This window comes from Plantibacter cousiniae (nom. nud.) (assembly GCF_977070315.1).
Window position 1 is genome coordinate 626,064 of record NZ_CDRVEU010000001.1, and the last position, 17,749, is coordinate 643,812.

Genomic DNA, 17,749 nt, shown 5'->3' on the forward strand with positions numbered 1-17,749 from the left:
TTGCAGGTGGCTTCAGAGCGCTTTGATGGGAGCATGAAAAAGCCCGGCATGTGCCGGGCTTCTTTTATTAACGAGTGCTGAGCGGTGATTACAGGATCGAGATCGGGTAATCGACAATCAGGCGGAACTCGTTGACGTCGCCTTCGCCCTGATCGGCGTTGGCGCGGTGCCATGCTTGACGGACGCGGAAGGACAAGTCCTTAGCCGGGCCGGTTTGCACTACGTATTTGGCTTCGAGGTTGGTTTCGTGGTGCTTGCCGTCCGCTCCGTAGAGAGGTGAGCCGTCGTTTTTGCGATAAGCCGAATTTGCGGAAATATTGGTGCCGTCGATATCAGTACCCTTGATGTAGCGGGTCATGAAGCTCAGGCCTGGAACGCCGTACGGAGTCATGTTCAGGTCATAGCGGACCTGCCAGGATTTTTCGCCTGGACCGTTGAAGTCGGAGTACTGGATCGAATTGTTCAGGAAGATCGAGTCGCCACCGCGGTTGTTGTCACCTATACCGATGTAGTCGAACGGAGTGTCACCGTTGATTTTCTGGAACGCCAGGGTCACGGTGTGGGCAGCAAGGAACGAGTAAGCTGCGGAACCGGAGAATGCGGTGTTGCTGATCGAGCCGGCTTTGGCGCTGCCTTCGTCAACGGTGCGATAGATGTTCGCATCAAATGCCAGAGACTGATCTCCACCCAGTGGCAGGGCGTAGTTCACGTTACCGTAGTATTGATCCCAGATGTCTTCCAGCTTGGCCGCATAGAATGCAACGCCCAAACTGTCGGTGATTGCATATTTGCCGCCAGCGAAGTCCGCGCTATTGGACTCAACGCCAGCATAGTTGGCAAAAATTCCGCCGTCATGGCTTGTGTCGTTCTGGCTGGTGCCGGAGTAGAAGTGGCCAGCTTCAAGATCGAGGCCAGCGATTTCACTACTTTGCAAGCTCAAACCACTTGCTGTTTGCGGAAGCAAGCGAGAGCCGCCAACTGCGAATACAGGACTAGTGGGCTGCATGTCGCCAATTTTCAGCTCTGTTTTCGAGATGCGGAACTTGACGGCGCCGCCGAGCTTGCCAAGGGAGTTTTCGTTTTCGCCGGTAGTGCGGTTGAATGCCAGGTTAGTGGAACCCGAGTATGCGTCCGGAGCCCAGAGCTGCATGCCGAAATAGCCAAAAGCTTCAGCTCCAACACCGACCGTGCCTTGAGTGTAACCGGTGCTGAAATTCGCCCAGAGACCTTGGGTCCAGTCCCTCAAATCACTACTACCGTTTTTGTTGTCACGGTTGAAATAGTAATTGCGCAACTTCAGGTCAAGCGTGCTGCCTTCCACAAAGCCCTTGGCATCAGCCTGATCGCTGACGAAAGGTGCGGCTGTTGCCATTTGGGCGCTGGCTGCTGTAACGGCCAGTGCGATTGCGCTCCACTTCATCACTCTCATCGTGATTGCTCCTTTGGTTTTTAGAAGATTTTTCTGCCGTCCCACCTGTTTTTTTATCTGGGCGGCTCTTTCTATTTTTGTCGGCGGAATCTATATCACGCTGACTTGGGTTGCTATAGCTACAGCTTTATCCTTTCAGAATCTTTACGACGCGCAGCCGAGCTAGCCTGTAGTGGCATTCTGCACATTGTCGGATCGATCAAAGTGCGGTCCGTCACGGCGTCCCTCAGGGTCGCAAGCCTTGTTTCCCTTGATGCTGTCACCCCTGTTTTCCGCCAGGGGTGTCGTGATCATATGGGTGATAAAGCAACAAGCGTGCACAAAGTTTCCGAAAATGAAAAAATTTTGTGAAAAGTCAGAATCAAGATCGCTTTTTTGCTCCATCTAGCTGTTTTAAATGACTATTTTTATTTTTTGAAAATACAGCTGGCTTTTCTCCGCCAAGGCTGGCTTCTGCCCCTCTCGCCCAAAAACGTTACCGGTATAGGCTTACATTGAGTAGAAAACGAATCCACCGTGTTGCTGACGCAACAGCAGTGTGTGATTTTGGTGCATTCCCCATCGGATTCGCCTGAACCTGGAGCATTGCTATGGGTGGCGGTCATGGTGAGGCAATGGATGTTTCATTTTCATGTACGCGAGGCAGGCAATTGTAAGGCGGTGGTTCAAGGTGAGGCTGTTTTCAGCGGGATCCGCCGTCAGTCAGTGGCGTCAAATCGGTGCGGCGACCGTTGCAGTGGATGCATTCTGGTGCGCAGGTGAAGCCTTACGCGAAGCCTAGTATCCTGACTGCCTATCGCAGCACCCTGTTACCGACAGGGCAGGTGCATTCACCTGGCAATCAGGAGCTTTTTATCGTGTTCGTTCTGGATTCCCGTCTTCAACAAGACACCTTGCCGATTGGCGACTTTCCGCTATGCCGGTTACTGCTCTCCAACGACAGCCACTACCCCTGGTTCATTCTGGTGCCGCGCCGCGCAGACATCACCGAAGTCTTTCAGCTGAGTGCAGCAGACCAGATGCAGTTGTGGCAGGAGACGAGTGCGCTGGCCAAGGTGCTGAACGAGCTCTTCGATGCGGATAAAATCAATGTTGCCGCCTTGGGCAACGTAGTGAGCCAGCTGCATATGCACGTCATCGTGCGCAAACGTGACGATGCTGCCTGGCCTGCGCCCGTGTGGGGCAAGCATGCTGCCATCGCTTATACCGACGAACAGCTCTCGGCAATCCGTCGGCAGTTGAAGCCGGTACTGACAAATGATTTCCGATTTGAGGAGGAGTAATCATGAGCCTTGAAGAGCGAGTCATGGAGCTTGAAAGCCGTATGGCCTTTCAGGACGATACGATCCAGGCACTCAATGACGTGCTGGTAAAGCAGCGGCGCGAATTGGATCATCTGCAACTGCAGATGGCGGCGATGCTCAAGCGTCAGGAGGAAATGGGCAGCCAGTTCGAGACCTTCGAGGAAGATGCCCCGCCACCTCACTATTGATCGGCTGGCATAAAAAAACCGCGACTTCCGCCAGGAGGTCGCGGTTTTTTATTGCTTGAAACAATTAGCGGCGGGGCAGGGCTGCAATGACATCTTCGGCCTGCAGGCCTTTGTCGCGGTTCATCACGGAAAATTCGACGCGTTGCCCTTCGACCAGTACGCGATGACCCTCACCGCGAATGGCGCGAAAATGCACAAAAATATCGTCGCCGGAATCCCGGGAGATGAAGCCGAAACCCTTGGACGTGTTGAACCACTTTACGGTGCCGGTATCACGATTTCCCATGTCGTGGCTTTGCGGCGCGGACGAAGGGGTGTAAGACCTGTAAAAGCTGACACCCAGGTGCAGGGCGACGGCTACGATGGCGATAGCCAGGCTCACCAGAATGGCGGGTTGGCCTGCGATGCCTGGTAGAGGAACAAGCAAGGTTAGCGTTTGTACGATTACCGCAATGACAAGCAGTGCACTGACCAGATTTTGCAGATTATGACGCGGGCCTCGATTCCAGTAAGGAATGACCGGAGCGAGTATCAGGTTAAGCAGCCCTAGAAAAGCCAGGCAGATCGCGTCAGGATTTTGCAGGTAGAGAGATGCCGCTTCACTACGCAGGCTGGGTATGAAAGAGAGCAACAGGGCTGCTGCTCCCGTTACCAGGTGGACGATTTTCAACATTTTAAAAAGCTCACATGCAAGAAGGATTACAAGAAATAGCTGGTAACGCCCGGTACGCTTCTGAACAAGATGAGGCGTGATGCACGGACGCTGGGCCGGCCTATGTGCCAGCGCTGGATGACAACTCGTTGGCGACACGCCGTGTATTTAACAGCAAAGCCTGATCCTACTCAAATCAGCAATCGATAATGGTGCAGGCGCCTGTCCTGCCTTGGCATCACGCTGTCCTTTAGTGCCTCTGCAGAGGCCGAAACAGAGGGCTCTGGCGGATTTTGATGATGATTCTTACAGGCTGGCGGGGATTTTCCGCGCCGGGTGCCCGCTGCGGCCCCGTTGGAACAGCCGTGGCATTGGTGCGAGTCGCTGTCAGCTGGCAGCATCGCACCAACGGAAAGCTGCGCCATTCGGGTTCTCTTGATAGAGTAGTGGTCTTTACTGCTTTTCAATCCTCACTAAAAGGGCATGAAACATGGCAATCGATATTGGTATCAGTGAAGAGGATCGCAAGTCGATCGTGGACGGTCTGTCGCATCTGCTGTCGGATACTTATGTGCTTTACCTCAAGACTCACAACTTTCACTGGAATGTCAGCGGGCCGATGTTTCGCACGCTGCATTTAATGTTTGAAGAACAGTATAACGAACTGGCACTGGCGGTTGACTCTATTGCCGAGCGTATTCGTGCGTTGGGCTTCCCTGCTCCTGGCACTTATTCGACCTATGCGCGCCTGTCTTCCATCAAGGAAGAAGAAGGCGTGCCAAGTGCTGAAGATATGATCAAAAGTCTGGTGCAGGGTCAAGAGGCTGTTGTCCGTACTGCTCGTAGTATCTTTCCTCTTCTGGATAAGGTTAGCGATGAGCCGACAGCTGACCTGCTGACACAACGCATGCAGGTTCATGAGAAAACGGCCTGGATGTTGCGCTCGATGCTTGAATCGAAGTAACGGCCAGGGGCGGGTGGCTTCAAGTGCCACTCGTCCCGCTCTTCAACTGTTCCTCCCTCTCGTCACCTGCCTTCATTGCGCAATCACTCGGGCAGCTCAAGGCCCGAATGTCCTGCGCTGCAGTTCTCCTCGCTTTCTTCATAGTCCCTTCAAGGTTAAACGATATTCCGCTATTTCCTGTTGCCATCTCCTACAGTGATAAGGTGTAGGGGCTTCTGGCTATAAAATCGCCAATCATGTTTTATACATCAGGACATTTATTTGTTTTTGAATATTTCTTTTGGTGTTTAAAACTCAATGATTCGAAGGTGGCGGTTATGGTGTTACGAAGTGCTGAGCGAGAACTTAAGTTGTTACATCGAGAGGTGGAAATACGCCATGATCCTTTTGTCGAGGATTTCAATATGACGCTGGCGCAGCCACATTCCAAATCCGTTCGGCTTAACGGTCTGGCGACGTGCCTGCGTCTTGAGAACGTGTACTGGAACATTCTTTCAGGTATCGCCAGTTCCAATGAATGCTCCGTTAATGCGGTATTGTCCTACATTGATCGGGAGGTTCACTTACGGTACGGGGGGGTAAAGAATTTCAGTGGCCTGATTCGTGTTGTCTGTGTGGCGCATCTTTTGAAGGGCGACTGCCTGGAAAATTCCCACGTCTAGCTTGGTTTTATCCTTATTTCTGCGGGCTCGCTCAGGCGTGCCTGCGCTGTCCCCAGCAGCGCGAGTGAACAGCGCGGCTGCGCGGGGTGGTCACAACCTTATCCGGTCGTTAATGGGTTCGTTCGGCTGCACGGTGCCAATTAACTCTATATAATCCTCCGTCTTGCTAGCGGGCGTGACTCTGCGTGGGCCAGGGCTGGCTTTAGCCTTGTGCCGGTGCCTTGTACCACTGAGCGCAAGCCAGGAGCGAAATCGCCACCGAATTCGAATTACGAGAAGTGAAAACACCATCATGATGCGCAGCCATTATTGCGGCCAACTGAACGAAAGTCTGGAAGGCCAGGAAATTACCCTTTGCGGATGGGTCCACCGTCGTCGTGACCACGGGGGCGTTATCTTCCTCGATATCCGCGACCGTGAAGGCATGGCTCAAGTCGTGTTCGACCCTGATCGTGCCGACAGTTTCGCAGCCGCCGACCGTGTGCGCAGCGAGTACGTGGTCAAGGTCGTGGGCAAGGTTCGTGCTCGTCCGGCAGGTGCCGTGAACGCGAACATGGCGTCTGGCGCCATCGAGGTTCTGGGTTACGAGCTCGAGGTGTTGAACGAGTCCGAAACGCCGCCGTTCCCGCTGAATGAGTACTCCGACGTCGGCGAGGAAACACGCCTGCGTTATCGCTTCATCGACCTGCGCCGTCCGGAGATGGCCGAGAAGCTGCGTCTGCGTTCGCGCATCACGACCAGTATCCGTCGCTACCTGGATGACAACGGTTTCCTCGACGTCGAGACGCCGATCCTGACCCGCGCTACCCCGGAAGGCGCTCGCGACTATCTGGTTCCAAGCCGTACACACCCGGGCAGCTTCTTCGCTCTGCCGCAATCGCCTCAGCTGTTCAAGCAACTGCTGATGGTGGCCGGCTTCGACCGTTACTACCAGATCGCCAAGTGCTTCCGCGACGAGGACCTGCGTGCCGACCGTCAGCCGGAATTCACCCAGATCGACATCGAAACCAGCTTCCTCAATGAAGAGGACATCATCGGTCTGACCGAGAAGATGGTTCGTCAGCTGTTCAAGGAAGTCCTGGACCTGGAGTTCGGTGATTTCCCGCACATGACTTTCGAAGAGGCCATGCGCCGCTACGGTTCCGACAAGCCGGACCTGCGTAACCCGCTGGAACTGGTGGATGTTGCCGATCAGCTCACCGGCGTGGAATTCAAGGTGTTCAGCGGCCCGGCCAACGACCCCAAGGGGCGCGTTGCCGCACTGCGTGTACCGGGCGCCGCCAGCATGGCGCGCAGCCAGATCGACGACTACACCAAGTTCGTCAGCATTTATGGTGCCAAGGGGCTGGCCTACATCAAGGTCAACGAGCGCGCGAAGGGGCCGGAAGGCTTGCAGTCGCCGATCGTCAAGTTCATCCCGGAAGACAATCTGAACGTCATCCTCGATCGCGTTGGTGCGGTTGATGGCGACATCGTTTTCTTCGGTGCGGACAAGTTCAAGATCGTCAGCGAGGCCCTTGGCGCGCTGCGTATCAAGATCGGTAATGACCTCAAGCTGCACACTTGCGAGTGGGCACCGATGTGGGTCGTTGACTTCCCGATGTTCGAAGAAAACGACGACGGCAGCTTCACCGCGTTGCACCACCCCTTCACCGCACCCAAGTGCACGCCTGAAGAGCTGGAAGCCAACCCGGCGACCGCGCTGTCCCGTGCCTATGACATGGTGCTCAACGGCACCGAGCTGGGCGGCGGTTCGATCCGTATCCATCGCAAGGAAATGCAACAGGCGGTCTTCCGTCTGCTGGGCATTGCCGAAGACGAGCAGCAGGAGAAGTTCGGCTTCCTGCTCGATGCCTTGAAATACGGCGCGCCACCGCACGGTGGTCTGGCTTTCGGTCTGGACCGTCTGGTGATGCTGATGACCGGCGCGCAATCGATTCGCGAAGTGATCGCGTTCCCGAAAACCCAGAGCGCGGCCGATGTCATGACCCAGGCGCCTGGCGTTGTCGATGCCAAAGCGTTGCGCGAGCTGCACATCCGTCTGCGTGAGCAGCCGAAGGCCGAGTGATGCCGGGCAGGGCGTATCGTCGATACGCCCTGTATCTGCCCTTATTGAGTGAAGCTTTTTGCCCGGGCTGTTCGGGGCGAAAGGTGAAGGTGTTTCAAAAAGAATCTGGAGCGAAAAATGGCAGGTCATTCTAAGTGGGCGAACATCAAGCACCGCAAAGAGCGTCAGGATGCCAAAAAAGGCAAGATTTTCACCAAGTGGATCCGTGAGCTGACCGTTGCCGCACGTCAGGGCGGCGGTGACCCTGGTTCCAACCCGCGTCTGCGTCTGGCGCTGGACAAGGCGCTTGGTGCGAACATGACCCGTGACACCATTGATCGTGCGGTGGCGCGAGGGGTAGGGGCATCCGACGGTGATGATGTCGAGGAGCTGGGTTACGAGGGCTACGGTCCGGGCGGCGTGGCGATCATGGTCGAAACCATGACCGACAACCGCAACCGTACCGCGGCGGCTGTGCGCCACGCATTTACCAAATGCGGCGGCAATCTCGGCACCGACGGCTCTGTTGCCTACCTGTTCGATCGCAAGGGCCAGATATCCTTCGCTGCCGGTGTCGATGAGGATTCGCTGATCGAGGCTGCCATGGAGGCCGATGCAGACGATGTCGTGACCAACGAAGACGGCTCGATCGATGTGTTCACATCGTTCTCCGGGTTTTACGCGGTGCGTAACGCATTGGAGGCTACGGGTTTCAAGGCGGCAGATGCAGAAATCGTCATGCTGCCGACCACCAGCGCCGTGCTTGATCTGGAAACCGCTGAAAAGGTACTCAAGCTGATTGATATGCTCGAAGACCTGGATGACGTGCAGAACGTCTATTCAAACGCGGAAATCCCCGACGAAGTGATGGAGCAGCTGGGCTGATCGCTCACCGGTAACACCAAGTCGGAAGCCGGGGGAACGAAGCTGTGAGCAACACGCAGCTATCGGCCCCCGGCTTCTGCCTTTATGCTGCACCTATTGTTTTGCGTGACCTCCTCAAGCTGCAGGCGTTATGACTCTTATTCTTGGTATCGATCCCGGTTCGCGAATTACTGGCTATGGTGTGGTACGCGACACCGGGCGCGGCTGTGTCTATGTCGCGTCGGGCTGTATCCGCACTGGCAGCGGCGAGCTGCACGAGCGTTTGCAGATCGTTTATCGCGGTGTGCGGGAGGTCATCAAGACCTACGGACCGGTGACGATGGGTATCGAAAAGGTGTTCATGGCGCGTAACGCCGATTCGGCATTGAAGCTGGGGCAGGCCAGGGGCGCGGCCATCGTGGCGGGTGCCGAAGAAGCGCTGGAAATTGCCGAATACACCGCAACCCAGGTCAAGCAGGCCGTTGCAGGAACCGGCGGTGCCAATAAAGAGCAGGTGATGTTGATGGTCATGCACCTGCTCAAGCTGGCCCAGAAACCGCAAATCGATGCGTCCGATGCCCTTGCCATCGCCCTGTGCCACGCGCATACGCGCTCCAGTCTGATTCCTCACGGGTTGGGCACTGCGCGCAGTCGCGGCGGCCGCTTGCGGCTCTGACTGGCATTATGTGTCCGCCTATTTTCTATGATGACGGTGTTCAACTTCTTCTTCGCGCGAGCGACAGGCAACACGAAAGGATCTGAAACGTGATTGGACGTTTACGCGGCTCTCTCGCCGAAAAGCAGCCTCCGCATCTGGTGCTGGATGTCAACGGTGTCGGCTATGAGGTGGAAGTGCCGATGACCACCCTGTACCGGCTGCCGCATGTTGGCGAAACGGTGACTTTGCACACCCACCTGGTGGTTCGCGAGGACGCGCACCTTTTGTACGGCTTCTACGAAAAGCGCGAACGCGAGCTGTTTCGTGAGCTGATCCGGCTCAATGGCGTCGGCCCCAAGCTGGCACTGGCGCTGATGTCCGGTCTGGAAGTCGATGAGCTGGTGCGTTGCGTGCAGGCGCAGGACACATCAGCGCTGACGCGTATCCCCGGCGTGGGCAAGAAGACCGCCGAGCGGCTGCTGGTCGAGCTCAAGGACCGTTTCAAGGCCTGGGAGTCCTTGCCAGGCACCTTTACGCTGGTTTCCAATGGCCCCAATCAGGCCGAGCCTGTCGCGTCGGCAGAGTCCGATGCGGTCAGCGCACTGATTTCGCTGGGCTACAAACCTCAGGAGGCGAGCAAGGCCGTCTCCGCCATCAAGGAAAAAGATTTGAGCAGTGCGGATCTGATTCGCCGTGCGTTGAAGGGGATGGGTTAAGTGATAGACGCCGACCGCCTGATAACCGCCACTGGTGGCCGTGATCGTGATGAGCAGATGGACCGCGCGATTCGGCCACTGAGCCTCGCGGACTACATCGGCCAGCCGACCGTACGCGAGCAGATGGAGTTGTTCATCCAGGCTGCCCGTGGTCGCAACGAAGCGCTGGATCACACGCTGATCTTCGGTCCGCCCGGCCTGGGCAAGACCACGCTCGCCAACATCATCGCTCAGGAAATGGGCGTGTCGATCAAGAGCACGTCCGGCCCGGTCCTCGAACGGCCTGGCGATCTGGCAGCGATCCTGACCAATCTCGAACCCAATGACGTACTGTTCATCGACGAGATCCATCGTCTGTCGCCGATCGTCGAGGAAGTGCTGTACCCGGCAATGGAAGACTTCCAGCTCGACATCATGATCGGTGAAGGCCCGGCAGCGCGTTCGATCAAACTTGATCTGCCGCCGTTCACGCTGGTCGGCGCGACCACTCGCGCCGGCATGTTGACCAACCCGTTGCGCGATCGCTTCGGCATTGTGCAGCGACTCGAGTTTTACAACATCGCCGATCTTTCGACGATTGTCTCGCGCTCGGCAGGCATTCTGGGGCTGGTCATCGAGCCGCAGGGCGCTTTCGAGATCGCCAGGCGCGCCCGTGGCACGCCGCGTATCGCCAACCGCCTGTTGCGTCGGGTGCGGGATTTTGCCGAAGTTCGTGGCAACGGGCAGATTACCCGGCAGACAGCCGACAAGGCCCTCAACCTGCTGGACGTCGACGAGCACGGCTTCGATCATCAGGACCGGCGTTTGCTACTGACCATGATCGAGAAGTTCGACGGTGGTCCGGTGGGTATCGACAGCCTGGCAGCGGCCATCAGCGAGGAGCGTCATACCATCGAGGACGTACTCGAGCCCTATTTGATCCAGCAAGGCTATATCATGCGCACACCTCGCGGGCGTGTGGTCACCCGGCATGCGTATCTGCATTTCGGCCTGAACATCCCGTCGAGGATGGGGGAGATACCAGTGCCGGACGATTTTGGCGACGAGCCTGTGGATTTATAGCGATGGCTTGCAATTTATTTGCGGTCTCTGTGGTCACATTGCCAGTCCTGCCGCCGATACCTGTAACTAAGTGGCAAAAGGTTGAAAAACAGTTGCCTGACCCGATTGGCAACCTGAGGAGTAAGCTCTAGAGTATGCGCGCGCAAAACGGGGTTCAGTCGTTCGCACATCGCTGTCGCGTTTATTACGAGGACACCGATGCCGGCGGCATCGTCTACTACGTCAATTATCTGAAATTCATGGAGCGGGCTCGTACCGAGCGGCTACGGGAATTGGGCTTTGCCCAATCCGAACTGGCGCAGGAAAACCTTTTATTTGTCGTGCACTCCAGTGAGGCTCGTTATCACAAGCCGGCGCGGCTGGATGACGAGTTGCTCGTCAGTGCGGAAGTAACCGAATTGAATCGCGTCAGCCTGCGCTTTAAACAGCAGATCAGGCGGGCGTCGGATGCAACGCTGCTCTGTAAAGGGCAGTTCTTGGTGGCGTGTGTACGCGCCGATAGTTTTAAACCCCGGGCCATTCCCGAAGCTCTGCGAGCGGCCTTTGCCGACCAGGGCGGCGCGGGCATACATTCAGAGCAGGAGATAAAGCGTGGAAGCTAACGTCGTCGACCATTCCTCCATGTGGAGTTTGGTCAGCAATGCCAGCATTGTTGTTCAGTTGGTAATGCTGATTCTGGTAGCTGCTTCGGTCACTTCGTGGATCGTGATTTTTCAGCGCAGCAACATGCTGCGCGCAGGCCGACGTGCACTGGACAGCTTTGAAGAGCGTTTCTGGTCGGGTATCGATCTGTCCAAACTGTACCGTCAGGCGGGCAGCAATCCCGATCCGGACTCGGGCGTCGAGCAGATCTTCCGTGCCGGTTTCAAGGAGTTTTCGCGCTTGCGTCAGCAGTCCGGCGTCGATCCTGATGCGGTCATGGAAGGTGTGGCGCGCGCCATGCGTGTTGCCATCTCCCGCGAGGAAGAGAAACTCGAAGCGGGTCTGCCATATCTGGCGACCGTGGGTTCTACCAGCCCTTATGTCGGTCTGTTCGGTACTGTCTGGGGGATCATGAACTCCTTCCGCGGTCTGGCGACGGCGCAGCAGGCAACGCTGGCGACCGTGGCACCGGGCATTGCCGAAGCACTGATTGCAACGGCCATCGGCCTGTTTGCAGCCATTCCGGCCGTTATTGCCTATAACCGTTTCGCCGCGCGCAGTGAGACCTTGATCAGCCGTTACTACACGTTCGCTGACGAGTTCCAGGCCATCCTGCACCGTAAAGTGCACACCAGCGAAGAGTGAGCAGGTAATTCCCCATGGCTTTAATCGCTCGAGATCGTCGCAGAAAACGCAAGCCGGTCGCCGAAATGAACGTAGTGCCCTACATCGACGTGATGCTGGTGTTGCTCGTGATTTTCATGGTGACGGCTCCCATGATCAACCAGGGCGTGAAAGTCGACTTGCCCAAGGTCTCCAGCGAGGCTTTGCCGCAAGACAACAACAATCAGGTCCTGACCATTTCGATCAAGGCTGACAAGACCTATTACTGGAACCTTGGCAGCGAAGTCGATACCGACAAGCAGATGGACAAGGCAATGACCCTGCCACAGCTGACTGCCGCAGTGACCAAGATCGTCGCTGCCGGTCGTGATGCAGGCAAGCAGACGCAGGTTTTCATTCGTGGTGACAAGACCGTCGATTACGGCTCGGTCATGGGCACGATGGGCGGGCTGCAGAAGGCTGGGGTCGGGAATGTTGGCTTGATTACCGAGGCACCCTGATGCAGCCGATTCGAGAGCCGTCCGCCTCGGAAAGCTACTTCTGGCCCAGTGTCTGGGCCGTGGCATTGCATATTCTGATCTTTGGCATGCTGTTCGTCAGCTTTGCCATGACTCCGGATCTGCCCGAAGCCAAGCCTATCGTTCAGGCAACGCTCTATCAGCTCAAGTCCAAGAGCCAGGCCACTACCCAGACCAACCAGAAGATTGCCGGTGAGGCGAAGAAAACCGCTGCGCGACAAACCGAAGTCGAACAGCTGGAGCAGAAAAAGATCGAGCAGCAAAAACAGGAAGCTGTAAAAGCTGCGGAACAAAAGAAAGAAGAGGCTGCTCAAAAAGCCGAAGAGCAGAAAGCTGCCGACGAAGCCAAAAAGGCCGAACAGAAAGCAGAGGAGGCCAAAAAGGCTGACGATGCCAAGAAAGCCGATGAAGCCAAGAAGGTTGCCGACGCCAAAAAGCTTGAAGAGAAGCAGCAGGCTGATATAGCCAAGAAAAAGGCCGAAGAAGAGGCGAAGAAAAAAGCCGAAGAAGACGCCAAGAAAGCTGCTGCCGAGGAAGCCAAGAAACAGGCTGCTGATGAGGCCAAGAAAAAGGCCGCAGAAGACGCCAAGAAAAAGGCTGCCGAGGACGCGAAGAAAAAAGCCGCTGCCGATTCCGCCAAGAAGGCGCAGGAAGCAGCCCGTAAATCCGCTGAAGACAAGAAGGCGCAGGCATTGGCCGATTTGCTCTCCGACAAACCGGAGCGGCAACAGGCTTTGGCTGACGAGCGGGGCGATGAAACGGCTGGCAGTTTCGATGACCTGATTCGTGTCAGGGCTTCCGAAGGCTGGAGTCGTCCACCATCGGCACGTAACAACATGTCGGTAACGTTGCAGATCGGGATGTTGCCCGACGGTACGATTGCCTCTGTATCGATTGCCAAATCCAGTGGTGACGGACCGTTTGACAGCTCTGCGGTTGCTGCGGTGAAGAACATTGGACGTTTGACAGAAATGCAGGGTCTGAAGCCGGCTGACTTCGCGCCCTATCGTTCATTCAAGATGACATTCACACCTGGAGATCTAGCCTTGTGATCAACCTTTTTCGAGGACTGCTGGTCGTTCTCTGTTTCGCATCCGCAATGGTGTCGGCAGAAGAAAAGAACATTCTGGTCACCAGCGGCAGTGACCGTGCAGCGCCCATCGCTGTTGTGCCTTTCGGATGGCAGGGCGGTAACGTTCTGCCTGAAGACATGGCCGAAATCATAAGCAACGATCTGCGCAACTCCGGCTACTACGCGCCGATCCCGAAGCAGAACATGATCAGCTTGCCGACCCAGGCCAGCGAAGTCATTTTCCGTGACTGGAAAGCGCTGGGTGCCCAGTACGTCATGGTCGGCAACATCACGCCTGCCGGCGGACGTCTGCAGATCCAGTACGCACTGTTCAACGTCGCTACCGAGCAGCAGGTACTGACCGGCAACGTATCGGGTACCAATGACCAGCTGCGTGACATGGCGCATTACATTGCCGACCAGTCGTTCGAGAAGCTCACCGGTATCAAGGGTGCGTTTTCCACTCGTATGCTCTACGTGACGGCCGAACGCTTCTCGGAAAACAACACGCGTTACACCCTGCAGCGTTCGGATTACGACGGTGCTCGTGCGGTAACCCTGTTGCAATCCCGTGAGCCAATCCTGTCGCCGCGTTTCGCGCCGGACGGCAAGCGTATTGCCTATGTCTCGTTCGAACAGAAGCGTCCACGCATCTTTGTTCAGCACATCGATACCGGTCGTCGCGAACAGATCACCAACTTCGAAGGCCTGAACGGTGCGCCTGCCTGGTCGCCGGATGGCAGCAAGCTGGCGTTCGTGCTTTCCAAGGACGGCAACCCGGAGATCTATGTAATCAATCTGGCGTCGCGTCAATTGAGCCGCGTCACCAACGATTCTTCGATTGATACTGAACCTTTCTTCGGTAAGGACGGGTCTACGCTATACTTCACGTCGGACCGTGGCGGCAAGCCACAGATCTACAAGACCAATATCAATGGCGGCGGTGCCGAACGCGTGACGTTCGTGGGTAACTACAACGCCAACCCGAAATTGTCAGCCGATGAAAAGACGCTGGTAATGATTCACCGGCAGGACGGCTTCACTAATTTCAAGGTGGCAGTGCAGGATTTGGCCCGCGGTAGCGTAAAAATCCTCACAGATAGCAACCTTGATGAGTCGCCTACTGTTGCGCCCAACGGCACCATGGTAATCTACGCCACCCGCCAGCAGGGCCGGGGAGTCTTGATGCTCGTGTCCATTAACGGACGCGTAAGGCTCCCGCTTCCTACCGCTCAAGGCGAAGTCAGAGAACCTTCCTGGTCCCCTTACCTGAACTGACGCGGCGCTACACGATTTGCTTAACACACTGGGGTTCATTAGGAGTTTCAAGATGGAAATGCTGAAGTTTGGTAAATTTGCTGCGCTGGCTCTGGCCATGGCCGTAGCTGTAGGTTGCTCGTCCAAAGGCGGCGACAATGCCGGTGCAGGCGGTGCTGCTGTTGATCCTAACGCTGGTTACGGCGCCAACTCGGGTGCTGTTGACGGCTCCCTGAGCGAAGAAGCTGCTCTGCGCGCAATCACCACCTTCTACTTCGAATACGACAGTTCGGACCTGAAGCCAGAAGCCATGCGCTCCCTGGACGTGCACGCCAAAGACCTGAAAGCTAACGGCGCTCGCGTTGTTCTGGAAGGCAACACCGACGAACGTGGTACTCGCGAGTACAACATGGCACTGGGCGAGCGTCGTGCGAAAGCCGTTCAGCGCTACCTGGTACTGCAAGGTGTTTCCCCAGCTCAGCTGGAACTGGTTTCCTACGGCGAAGAGCGTCCAGTTGCTACCGGCAACGACGAGCAGTCCTGGGCTCAAAACCGTCGCGTCGAACTGCGTAAGTAATTTGACATGCGAACGTGCCGACGTGCTCTAACCGTTTTGGCCCTCGCCCTTCCGCTTTCAGCGTTGGGTGCGGCACCTGTGGTCGATAATAATTCTGGCTCTGGCAGCAGCAGTTATCCGCCAGCGGGTTATGGCACGTCCGGCGCCTATGCCGGGGGAGGGGTTACGGCCCCTGCCTCGGCACAAGGTCAGCTGTTCATGCAGTTGCAGCAAATGCAGGACGAAATCGCGCGTTTGCGCGGTGTTGTCGAGGTCCAGCAAAATGATATCCAGCGCATGAAGCAGGAAGCTCTGGAGCGTTATCAGGAACTCGATCAACGTATAGCCAGTGGCGCAGCCGCTCCGGCTACCAATAATTCCCAACCTGCTGGTGGCGCTATCGACGCCGGCGGGACGCCTTCGGCCTCAGCGGCTCAGCAGGCACCGGCAGCAGGCACCGAGCCTCCTGATCCGGCGAAGGAAAAGCTTTATTACGAAGCGGCCTTCGATTTGATCAAGGCAAAGGATTTCGACAAGGCCAGTCAGGCCTTCACCGCTTTCCTGCGCAAATACCCCAACAGCTCGTATGCGGGCAACGCCCAATACTGGCTGGGTGAAGTAAATCTGGCCAAAGGCGACCTTCAAGGCGCCGGCCAGGCGTTCGCCAAAGTCAGTCAGCAGTATCCGAAGCATGCCAAGGTGCCTGATTCGCTTTACAAGCTGGCTGATGTCGAACGCCGTCTGGGTCATACCGATAAGGTAAAAGGCATATTGCAGCAGGTCGTTGCCCAGTATCCGGGCACTTCAGCTGCACAATTGGCGCAACGAGATCTCCAGCGCCTTTGATGTCCTGACCCGCTGATCAAGAAAGCCGCGCTAGTCGCGGCTTTTTTCGTTAGAATCTCGCACCCGAAATTCCGGTACACCTTACGCTTTTCTGGATTCCGCGATTGCCGAGTCCCTTGAAGTGCCTGACGGAGGCGGACGGCCTGTTTAGCTGTTACGCCCGTGGCTGATATGCAAGACACATTACGCATCACCGAAATCTTTCACTCGTTGCAGGGTGAAACCCGTACGGCTGGCCTGCCCACCGTATTCGTACGCCTTACCGGCTGCCCGTTGCGCTGTCAGTACTGCGACAGTGCCTACGCGTTCAGTGGCGGCACCATTCAGACGCTGGACGACATCCTTGGACAAGTGGCCTCCTATCGCCCTCGTTATGTCTGCGTCACCGGTGGCGAACCTCTCGCCCAGCCCAATGCCATTCCGTTGCTGAAGCGTCTTTGCGATGCAGGCTATGAAGTGTCTCTGGAGACCAGTGGTGCTCTGGATATCTCGGCGGTGGACCCTCGTGTCAGTCGCGTAGTAGACCTCAAGACCCCAGGGTCAAAAGAAGTCTCGCGTAATCGCTACGAGAACATGGAACTGCTGACGGCCAATGATCAAGTTAAATTCGTGATCTGTTCGCGCGAGGATTATGACTGGGCCGTTTCCAAGCTGATTCAGTACGGTCTTGATCGTCGTGCGGGCGAAGTTCTGTTCTCGGCCAGCCACCACGAGCTCAAGGGCCGTGATCTGGCGGACTGGATCGTGGCGGATAACCTGCCGGTACGCCTGCAGATGCAGTTGCATAAAATTCTTTGGGATGACGAGCCGGGGCGCTGATATGAGTGAATTGACCAAGACTGAAAAAAGAGCCGTGATCCTCCTGTCTGGTGGTTTGGACTCTGCGACCGTCGTAGCCATGGCACGCGCCGAGGGTTACACCTGTTACACCATGAGCTTCGATTACGGCCAGCGTCATCGCGCCGAGCTGGATGCCGCTGCACGCGTTGCCGGTGATCTCGGTGCCGTGGAGCACAAGGTCATCGGCCTGAACCTCAACGGTATAGGTGGCTCGGCATTGACCGACAGCTCGATTGCCGTGCCTGAGTCGCCTTCTGAAGGCATTCCGGTCACCTACGTACCGGCACGCAACACCGTCTTCCTGTCGCTCGCCCTGGGCTGGGCAGAGGTCCTGGGCGCGCGGGATATCTTCATTGGCGTCAATGCTGTGGATTACTCGGGTTATCCGGATTGCCGTCCCGAGTTTGTCGAGTCATTCGAGCGCATGGCGAATCTGGCTACCAAGGCCGGTGTGGAAGGGCAGGGCTTCACCATCAGGGCGCCGCTGCAGAATCTGAGCAAGTCGGACATCGTCAAGGCTGGCACTGCGTTGGGAGTCGATTACTCGCTGACGGTTTCCTGCTACCAGGCTGACGACCAGGGTCGTGCCTGTGGCAAATGCGACAGCTGCCGTTTGCGCGCAGAGGGCTTTACCGCCGCCGGTATCGCAGACCCGACTCGCTATTTTTAAAGTTTTTTAAAAAAGGTGTTGAATTACTGATAAAAATCAGTAATATACGCGCCACACAACAGAGGGTCGTTAGCTCAGTTGGTAGAGCAGTTGGCTTTTAACCAATTGGTCGTAGGTTCGAATCCCACACGACCCACCATTTTTGGTTCCAAGGTTCACCTTGGAGCCGAATCTTAAA

General features: G+C 56.4%; 20 protein-coding genes and 1 tRNA gene. 19 read left to right on the forward strand and 2 right to left on the reverse strand.

The window, feature by feature from the left end; all coding sequences use genetic code 11:
- Positions 1 to 88: 88 nt before the first annotated feature.
- On the reverse strand, positions 89 to 1,429 hold the full coding sequence (locus ACW55A_RS02845; RefSeq protein WP_058398115.1) for an OprD family porin: 1,341 nt from the start codon (positions 1,427 to 1,429) through the stop codon (positions 89 to 91).
- An 857-nt stretch (positions 1,430 to 2,286) separates the two neighbouring features.
- Here ACW55A_RS02845 and ACW55A_RS02850 point away from each other — a divergent pair.
- Together ACW55A_RS02850 and ACW55A_RS02855 are read left to right on the forward strand one after the other, a co-directional pair.
- Complete coding sequence (locus tag ACW55A_RS02850; protein WP_003433318.1) at positions 2,287 to 2,712, forward strand: HIT family protein; 426 nt, start codon at positions 2,287 to 2,289, stop codon at positions 2,710 to 2,712.
- A gap of 2 nt (positions 2,713 to 2,714) precedes the next feature.
- A complete protein-coding gene (locus ACW55A_RS02855; protein WP_003364741.1) occupies positions 2,715 to 2,921 on the forward strand; it encodes a SlyX family protein in 207 nt (68 codons plus the stop codon).
- A gap of 64 nt (positions 2,922 to 2,985) precedes the next feature.
- Here the strand turns inward: ACW55A_RS02855 and ACW55A_RS02860 are convergent, their stop codons facing one another.
- Positions 2,986 to 3,594, reverse strand: coding sequence for a cold-shock protein (locus tag ACW55A_RS02860; protein WP_003364739.1), 609 nt, complete (start codon positions 3,592 to 3,594; stop codon positions 2,986 to 2,988).
- Positions 3,595 to 4,063: 469 nt separating this feature from the next.
- Here ACW55A_RS02860 and ACW55A_RS02865 point away from each other — a divergent pair, with 469 nt between their 5' ends.
- The 17 genes from ACW55A_RS02865 (at position 4,064) to ACW55A_RS02945 (ending at position 17,710) form a co-directional block, all read left to right on the forward strand.
- Positions 4,064 to 4,537 (forward strand): Dps family protein, encoded by a 474-nt coding sequence (locus ACW55A_RS02865; protein ID WP_003314356.1) that lies wholly within the window; start codon positions 4,064 to 4,066, stop codon positions 4,535 to 4,537.
- Between the two features lie 236 nt (positions 4,538 to 4,773).
- Positions 4,774 to 5,199: a ribbon-helix-helix domain-containing protein gene (locus ACW55A_RS02870; RefSeq protein ID WP_498810555.1), complete on the forward strand. Its 426-nt coding sequence runs from the start codon at positions 4,774 to 4,776 to the stop codon at positions 5,197 to 5,199.
- 292 nt (positions 5,200 to 5,491) lie between these two features.
- A complete protein-coding gene (aspS, locus tag ACW55A_RS02875; RefSeq protein WP_002554661.1) occupies positions 5,492 to 7,267 on the forward strand; it encodes an aspartate--tRNA ligase in 1,776 nt (591 codons plus the stop codon).
- Positions 7,268 to 7,384: 117 nt separating this feature from the next.
- On the forward strand, positions 7,385 to 8,131 hold the full coding sequence (locus ACW55A_RS02880) for a YebC/PmpR family DNA-binding transcriptional regulator (protein WP_003364734.1): 747 nt from the start codon (positions 7,385 to 7,387) through the stop codon (positions 8,129 to 8,131).
- A 130-nt stretch (positions 8,132 to 8,261) separates the two neighbouring features.
- Entirely contained in the window at positions 8,262 to 8,786 is a 525-nt protein-coding gene (ruvC, locus tag ACW55A_RS02885; RefSeq protein WP_498810557.1) for a crossover junction endodeoxyribonuclease RuvC, read from the forward strand.
- Between the two features lie 89 nt (positions 8,787 to 8,875).
- Positions 8,876 to 9,484 carry a Holliday junction branch migration protein RuvA gene (ruvA, locus tag ACW55A_RS02890; protein WP_003364731.1) on the forward strand — a complete coding sequence of 203 codons (609 nt, stop codon included), beginning with the start codon at positions 8,876 to 8,878 and terminating at the stop codon, positions 9,482 to 9,484.
- A complete protein-coding gene (gene ruvB, locus ACW55A_RS02895; RefSeq protein ID WP_065349283.1) occupies positions 9,485 to 10,546 on the forward strand; it encodes a Holliday junction branch migration DNA helicase RuvB in 1,062 nt (353 codons plus the stop codon). It abuts the gene before it with no gap.
- A 134-nt stretch (positions 10,547 to 10,680) separates the two neighbouring features.
- Positions 10,681 to 11,148: a tol-pal system-associated acyl-CoA thioesterase gene (gene ybgC, locus ACW55A_RS02900; protein ID WP_498810559.1), complete on the forward strand. Its 468-nt coding sequence runs from the start codon at positions 10,681 to 10,683 to the stop codon at positions 11,146 to 11,148.
- A complete protein-coding gene (gene tolQ / locus ACW55A_RS02905; RefSeq protein ID WP_002554655.1) occupies positions 11,138 to 11,833 on the forward strand; it encodes a protein TolQ in 696 nt (231 codons plus the stop codon). Before ybgC ends, tolQ begins: the two co-directional genes overlap by 11 nt.
- Positions 11,834 to 11,847: 14 nt before the next feature.
- Positions 11,848 to 12,312: a protein TolR gene (gene tolR / locus ACW55A_RS02910; RefSeq protein ID WP_002554654.1), complete on the forward strand. Its 465-nt coding sequence runs from the start codon at positions 11,848 to 11,850 to the stop codon at positions 12,310 to 12,312.
- Positions 12,312 to 13,382 (forward strand): cell envelope integrity protein TolA, encoded by a 1,071-nt coding sequence (gene tolA / locus ACW55A_RS02915; protein ID WP_003364724.1) that lies wholly within the window; start codon positions 12,312 to 12,314, stop codon positions 13,380 to 13,382. Before tolR ends, tolA begins: the two co-directional genes overlap by 1 nt.
- Complete coding sequence (gene tolB / locus ACW55A_RS02920; protein WP_003339472.1) at positions 13,379 to 14,680, forward strand: Tol-Pal system beta propeller repeat protein TolB; 1,302 nt, start codon at positions 13,379 to 13,381, stop codon at positions 14,678 to 14,680. The genes tolA and tolB overlap by 4 nt, the downstream gene beginning before the upstream one ends.
- A gap of 52 nt (positions 14,681 to 14,732) precedes the next feature.
- The gene (pal, locus tag ACW55A_RS02925; protein WP_003314369.1) at positions 14,733 to 15,236 is read left to right on the forward strand and encodes a peptidoglycan-associated lipoprotein Pal; all 504 of its coding nucleotides are present in this window, start codon (positions 14,733 to 14,735) and stop codon (positions 15,234 to 15,236) included.
- A 78-nt stretch (positions 15,237 to 15,314) separates the two neighbouring features.
- Positions 15,315 to 16,061: a tol-pal system YbgF family protein gene (gene ybgF / locus ACW55A_RS02930; protein ID WP_498810563.1), complete on the forward strand. Its 747-nt coding sequence runs from the start codon at positions 15,315 to 15,317 to the stop codon at positions 16,059 to 16,061.
- Between the two features lie 171 nt (positions 16,062 to 16,232).
- Positions 16,233 to 16,880, forward strand: a complete 648-nt coding sequence (gene queE / locus ACW55A_RS02935; protein WP_003390957.1) for a 7-carboxy-7-deazaguanine synthase QueE — start codon at positions 16,233 to 16,235, stop codon at positions 16,878 to 16,880.
- Position 16,881: 1 nt separating this feature from the next.
- Complete coding sequence (gene queC / locus ACW55A_RS02940) at positions 16,882 to 17,571, forward strand: 7-cyano-7-deazaguanine synthase QueC (RefSeq protein WP_003364714.1); 690 nt, start codon at positions 16,882 to 16,884, stop codon at positions 17,569 to 17,571.
- 63 nt (positions 17,572 to 17,634) lie between these two features.
- Positions 17,635 to 17,710, forward strand: a tRNA-Lys gene (locus tag ACW55A_RS02945).
- The last annotated feature ends 39 nt before the right edge of the window (positions 17,711 to 17,749 follow it).

Excerpts from the sequence above, each read along its gene's own strand:
- ACW55A_RS02845 (WP_058398115.1), bottom strand. The coding sequence starts at position 1,429 with ATGAGAGTGATGAAGTGGAGCGCAATCGCACTGGCCGTTACAGCAGCC.
- ACW55A_RS02855 (WP_003364741.1), top strand. The coding sequence starts at position 2,715 with ATGAGCCTTGAAGAGCGAGTCATGGAGCTTGAAAGCCGTATGGCCTTT.
- ACW55A_RS02860 (WP_003364739.1), bottom strand. The coding sequence starts at position 3,594 with ATGTTGAAAATCGTCCACCTGGTAACGGGAGCAGCAGCCCTGTTGCTC.
- ACW55A_RS02865 (WP_003314356.1), top strand. The coding sequence starts at position 4,064 with ATGGCAATCGATATTGGTATCAGTGAAGAGGATCGCAAGTCGATCGTG.
- ACW55A_RS02870 (WP_498810555.1), top strand. The coding sequence starts at position 4,774 with ATGTTTTATACATCAGGACATTTATTTGTTTTTGAATATTTCTTTTGG.
- aspS (WP_002554661.1), top strand. The coding sequence starts at position 5,492 with ATGATGCGCAGCCATTATTGCGGCCAACTGAACGAAAGTCTGGAAGGC.
- ACW55A_RS02880 (WP_003364734.1), top strand. The coding sequence starts at position 7,385 with ATGGCAGGTCATTCTAAGTGGGCGAACATCAAGCACCGCAAAGAGCGT.
- ruvC (WP_498810557.1), top strand. The coding sequence starts at position 8,262 with ATGACTCTTATTCTTGGTATCGATCCCGGTTCGCGAATTACTGGCTAT.
- ybgC (WP_498810559.1), top strand. The coding sequence starts at position 10,681 with ATGCGCGCGCAAAACGGGGTTCAGTCGTTCGCACATCGCTGTCGCGTT.
- tolR (WP_002554654.1), top strand. The coding sequence starts at position 11,848 with ATGGCTTTAATCGCTCGAGATCGTCGCAGAAAACGCAAGCCGGTCGCC.
- tolA (WP_003364724.1), top strand. The coding sequence starts at position 12,312 with ATGCAGCCGATTCGAGAGCCGTCCGCCTCGGAAAGCTACTTCTGGCCC.
- pal (WP_003314369.1), top strand. The coding sequence starts at position 14,733 with ATGGAAATGCTGAAGTTTGGTAAATTTGCTGCGCTGGCTCTGGCCATG.
- queE (WP_003390957.1), top strand. The coding sequence starts at position 16,233 with ATGCAAGACACATTACGCATCACCGAAATCTTTCACTCGTTGCAGGGT.
- queC (WP_003364714.1), top strand. The coding sequence starts at position 16,882 with ATGAGTGAATTGACCAAGACTGAAAAAAGAGCCGTGATCCTCCTGTCT.